Annotated in this window: 5 protein-coding genes; 2 read left to right on the top strand and 3 right to left on the bottom strand. The window is 59.5% G+C overall.

Going from position 1 to position 4,829, the window contains the following annotated elements; all coding sequences use genetic code 11:
- The first annotated feature begins 1,144 nt into the window (after positions 1–1,144).
- On the top strand, positions 1,145–1,345 hold the full coding sequence (locus AC0L3X_RS46495; protein WP_283017265.1) for a hypothetical protein: 201 nt from the start codon (positions 1,145–1,147) through the stop codon (positions 1,343–1,345).
- Between the two features lie 239 nt (positions 1,346–1,584).
- Here the strand turns inward: AC0L3X_RS46495 and AC0L3X_RS46490 are convergent, their stop codons facing one another.
- Positions 1,585–2,223 carry a response regulator transcription factor gene (locus AC0L3X_RS46490; protein WP_063981908.1) on the bottom strand — a complete coding sequence of 213 codons (639 nt, stop codon included), beginning with the start codon at positions 2,221–2,223 and terminating at the stop codon, positions 1,585–1,587.
- Positions 2,224–2,469: 246 nt separating this feature from the next.
- On the opposite strand from AC0L3X_RS46490, the gene AC0L3X_RS46485 reads away from it, so the two are divergent.
- Positions 2,470–2,808: a hypothetical protein gene (locus AC0L3X_RS46485; protein WP_135217019.1), complete on the top strand. Its 339-nt coding sequence runs from the start codon at positions 2,470–2,472 to the stop codon at positions 2,806–2,808.
- Positions 2,809–2,987: 179 nt separating this feature from the next.
- Here the strand turns inward: AC0L3X_RS46485 and AC0L3X_RS46480 are convergent, their stop codons facing one another.
- The gene (locus tag AC0L3X_RS46480) at positions 2,988–3,236 is read right to left on the bottom strand and encodes a hypothetical protein (protein WP_063981910.1); all 249 of its coding nucleotides are present in this window, start codon (positions 3,234–3,236) and stop codon (positions 2,988–2,990) included.
- 793 nt (positions 3,237–4,029) lie between these two features.
- Positions 4,030–4,413, bottom strand: a complete 384-nt coding sequence (locus AC0L3X_RS46475; protein ID WP_346283375.1) for a response regulator transcription factor — start codon at positions 4,411–4,413, stop codon at positions 4,030–4,032.
- Between the last annotated feature and the right edge of the window lie 416 nt (positions 4,414–4,829).

The following is a 4,829-nucleotide window of genomic DNA, read 5'->3' as shown; positions in this document are numbered from 1 at the left end:
GTCTGCTCTTTCGGCTTTGCCTGAACCGCCGGCCTGTTGCCTACCTTTGGGGACGCGCTCTGAGCGAGCGCTGTTGTCGAAAAGCAGATGGCGACGAGAATGAGCAACGACCTGAACGTCATTGTTTGCCTCTCCGACTACCGGAATTCCCGCAGAGCATTCGCGCCCTGCGGGATTGCCGGGCTCCTCAGTATTGATTGCTTGCTCAATCGGCCCGCCCGGTCCATCGCAAAGCTTGCACCGAGCAAATCGGAGCGCGAGTCCAAAGTATGCTCCTCCGAATGAAACAAAAGAGGTGTTGCGACGAAGACACTGTAACATTCGCGACGGGTAGCAAAGGTGCCAGTGAACAACCGGTGAAGCAAAGCCTGAAGCCGAAGACCCCCGACCGGGATGGGTCAAGTAGGCAGGGCATGTACTCAATGCGCAGATTGGAGTCCGCTTCCGGAGGATATTGTTGCAAAACTCTTTTTGGTGCGTCGAACAAAAATTCTTAGAACCACTAATTCGTTTTGCGGGCGCCGACGTGAGGGACCATATCAACTGATCCAAAATCGATCCCCGATCTCCATAATGGCACTGACAACCGCTGCAGCAGCGGAGAGGCCTTGAGATTAGCTTTCGCGATTTTTACGGTTGTTCGATTTTCGACTTTTGCAACAATGTCGATCGATAATTCGGATCAATCAGAAAGACCGTGTTGTTTCAATTGGTTATCGTATTTCTCAAGCGACGTTTCTCGACGGCGAGGCCGCCAGCGATATACGTTCCAGACAAACAGCGCGCACGGGCTTTACACAGGAAAGATCGCAGGGCTTCTGGCTGTGGTTGCAACCTCCCGATCTTCAGGCACTGATCCCTCTCAGGGACGCGATCTAACGCGTTTGGGACGCGCTCTGGTACGTCTGCGGGCCGTGCGCGTCTTCACATGTGCGACGGGACAGACGCCCACCAGGGCGTCCCCTGCGAGTCCGCGCATGCGATCGACCGGATTGCCCTCTTGGGCGCTGGCGGGGTTGTTCGGGCCGTCCTGTGACCTTGGTGTCTGACGAATCCGCTTTCTTCGGTTCACTTTTATACTTTCGCTGCGGAACGGAAACTCAGGCTGCAGCGTTAGTGCGCCAAACTTTGGGGCTGGCGTACCTTGTCCAAGAACCACTACCACGCGCGCGAAGCGGCAGCGGCGCTGCTTAAAATGGCAAAGGCCACCTCCGATCCGGCTGTTGCTGTCGGGCTTATTGAAGCCGCCTCCAAACTTAAAGACGAAGCTGGCGAGCTATCCCCGCCAGTGACCGTCCAACCGCCAGACGTGTACCCCGACGACGTGCAGCCAAAGGAAGATTGAGACAGTGATGACGACGGCGCGAACCTCCCGTGGTCCCATGGTGGGTGGCGGGACGCCCGTTATCGTCGCCTTGCCGCTCTTCGGCTGAACTGCTTCGCCATTAGGCCTCCATGAGGTGCATCATGACACGCGGTCAGTTCTTGCGGATCAATGCTTTGATCTGGGCAATCGCCGCTCTTGGTGTGGCGTCAATCGTATCTCTGATCTGGCGATGACGCTGGGCGCGCGATCTTGACCAATTAGCTCGCTGGTCGGTCTCGGTTGTGGTCGTTCAAAATGCCGATCCGCTCGGCCATCGAAACCAACTCGGGCAAGCTTTGAGCCTGCATCTTCTCCATCACCATGTGGCGATGGGCCTTGATGGTGCGCTCGGTCGCTCCCAGCGTGTGGCCGATCTGCTTGTTGAGTTTGCCGCGAATGACCAGTTCGAAAACCTGCCGCTCGCGCGGCGTCAGCGTCGCGAGGCGAGCGCGAATGCTGTCCAAGGCGCTCTGCTGATCGCGCCATGTTTGCTGATGTGCGAGCGCCTTCTCAATGGCGCGAAGCAGTTCATCGCCTTGTACCGGCTTGGTGAGGAAGTCGTGCGCACCCGCCTTCAGCGTCCGTACGATGGTCGGGGTGTCAGCATAGCCGGTGAGAAAAATGATCGGCAGCGATGACCCGAGTTCGCTCAGCCGCTTTTGCAGAGCCGGACCGTCCAAGCCGGACATCTGCACGTCGAGAATGATGCAGCCTGGCTCGTTATCGCTCGGTAGCCGGTCGAGCAACTGCTGGGCGGAAGCGTAGGTCGCCACGCTGTACCCGACCTGCTTCAAGCGACGCTCTATCGCCGTCCGGAATGACTGGTCGTCGTCAACGAGATGGATGAGCCCCGGCACAGATCGAGTTCTCCCCGGACGAATGGGTCTAGGTTTCGGGCATTAGACGACGAAAGACCGTCACCGATGCCCCGGTGACGGCTCCTTCTCGCTCGCGCACGCAACACCGTGTCCCAGAAAGGACGGGACCGATGATGCTCGGACATGGTGAAGGGAGCGTTAACGACGGGCGCGATGCCACTTCCTCTCGTCGCGAGGGCTAGAGGTGGTGTTACTACCTGATCAACGTGGTGAGGATCGGATAGAATGCCGCCAGCAACCATGACGGCCCGCGTGATGAAGCAGAGCAAGCACCGAGAGTACCGCCGCAACGTGAAGGCCAGAGCCATCGCGCTGAAGGGTGGCCGGTGCGAGCAATGCGGCTTTGCCGACGAACAGGCGCTGCGCTTCCACCACACCAGACCTGTGCGGCGTGGTCGCAACGGGTTGCGCAGGCAGGCTCAGTCATCGACCAAGTCGCATCTCGCTGATGTTCGCGGTGTGGGCAAGGACGCCCGCCTGCTGTGCGCGAACTGCTCCTGCATCGACACGGCACGGGACTGGTCGTTGAGCGTCAGCATCAAGCGAAGCACGAAGCGCGCGTGACAGTCGATGCGGTGACGGTGAGGGACCCTCTTGCGGGACGCCATCGGGGCTGGGGTCCTCTCAGGGCGTGAATTCGTGGGGGAACCGCAGAACGGAGCCCTACGATCGTATTCAACCCGGACGAAATCCAGATTGCGTTGCGGAGACGGCACGCCGCGAAACTGTCTGATAGCGGACGCTTATTCGAGCGGTGCTTCGCCCGCCGACTTCATGAGCAGCGCAATGTCGGCCTTCGAGATGGCGAAGCGGGCCGGATCGACCGGCGCTGCGAGCGGGGGCTCGATCAGCCGCCGCATTAGCCATTCGCGGAATTCCTGGCGCTCAAGGCGCAGCGCCGCCTTCAGGCCCGCCTGGAAGAACCGCTCGCGCTGCGCTGGGTTGAGCCGCGCCCATCTCTGCATCGTGGCCTCGAACAGATCACGCGCCATCTCGCGACCTTTTAATAACGAGAATTCGGCGAGTGAAACTCAAAAATCGAAAATTGCAAAGGCTGAAGGGGCGCGGTTCGCGCACCCCGGCGGAAGGGTCCTGTGCCCTAAGGGACACCCAAAAAGCATGGATGAGCAGGGCTGACGAGTTTAGAAGTCGCTTCTAAACCTTGAGTGATCCCGATGGGGACCATGTCCAACCTTGAGGTGCTGATGCTGCTGGCGGTGATGATCACCATCGCGGGCGCGGTGATGCTGACGTGGCGTTGACGACCGGCGGTACTGCAAATCCGGTGGCAGGCGATCAGGCTGCGCAACCGAGCCACTGATCTTCATCGTCGTGATCGCCGTTGTGGTCGCGGTCGCGGTGATGCTTGCTGGCCCAATCGTTGACCGGCAGCGGAGCGGCGCGCCGCTCCATTGGAAGGTCTGGAGGCCCCGGCGACCGTGCAGATTTGTCACACCGGCTGGAAATGCGCGGTTGTTCCCTCGACCGTCATAATTAGAGCGATCACGGAGACCTACGATTTTCGGTTCCGGGGACGCAGTAGGGGGATCGTGGAAGTGCCGAAATCAGAAGCAGAAGTGTCAGCCGATCAGCGGGACGAAGCTGACAGGATAGACGATCTTGCTCACGCGCTGGCGGATCACTTCGGTCGCAAGGTCGTGCTGGTGTGGCCAGACGACGAGGAGTAGTGGTTGAGCCCCGCCCAAACAGCCATCATGGTCTCGCCGCGCGGCGGCGTCCTCCCGGCTTTCATCGAACCGTGCCAGCCGTCGGATAGTGGGCGCGCTACGCCAACCCCGTCGCCGCCCTATGCAGCGGCTCCATCAACGAATTCGCCGAGAATGGCTTTGTCAGATAGGCGAGGCACCCGGATTGATACGCAGCCGCGCGAACGGCTGGGCTGTCGTTCCCGGTGATGTAGATGACTGGCACAGAAATGTTCGCTGCTTTGAGACGGTGCCTCACTTCGATACCCGAAACGCCGCCCACGTCGATGTCGAGAATGACACAGGTCACCCCGTCGAAATCGTTGTGATTTGAGAAGGCTTCCGCCGAAGGAAATAGCAAGGTTTCGTAGCCAGACTGCCGCAGCAGTCGCGTTACACTCCGCAGCATTCCGGCGTCGTCATCGACGACAAGAACAAGACCCCGCTCTGGCATGCAGGCCATCTATGAGAAATCCCTTCGCGGGTCAAATGCGATACGCCATCGTTAGCAACAGTCGGAAAACGATGGCTTTGATCCACGTCAACTAGGCGGCAATCGTTCGTTTTGGAACATCTCGCGCTGCCCATGGCGTAGGCGGGCACGTCATCCACCGCAATCTGTAGCGGCTTGCCTGTTCCGCGCGGCCAGTCCCGTCCGAGCGCACGCCGTCCACAAGCCTCCTGCTCGTTAGCAGCCGCAGCACGGGCTGATAACAACCCGTTTTTGCCTGTTCATCGTTTGGTCGAGCCGCTACGGTACTCGGCTGACTGGGGACCCTTGGGGCGGGACGGGAATGCTTTTAGTTGTGGAAGAGACGATCAGATTTTTTTCCGCGTTGGCTGTTAGCCGGAACTTCAAAATGGCGAACATGATCACGC

It is taken from the genome of Bradyrhizobium sp. MI1.7, from assembly GCF_055811795.1.
This window is presented reverse-complemented; position numbering and strand designations above follow the sequence as displayed.

Excerpts from the sequence above, each read along its gene's own strand:
- AC0L3X_RS46485 (WP_135217019.1), top strand. The coding sequence starts at position 2,470 with ATGCCGCCAGCAACCATGACGGCCCGCGTGATGAAGCAGAGCAAGCAC.
- AC0L3X_RS46480 (WP_063981910.1), bottom strand. The coding sequence starts at position 3,236 with ATGGCGCGTGATCTGTTCGAGGCCACGATGCAGAGATGGGCGCGGCTC.
- AC0L3X_RS46475 (WP_346283375.1), bottom strand. The coding sequence starts at position 4,413 with ATGGCCTGCATGCCAGAGCGGGGTCTTGTTCTTGTCGTCGATGACGAC.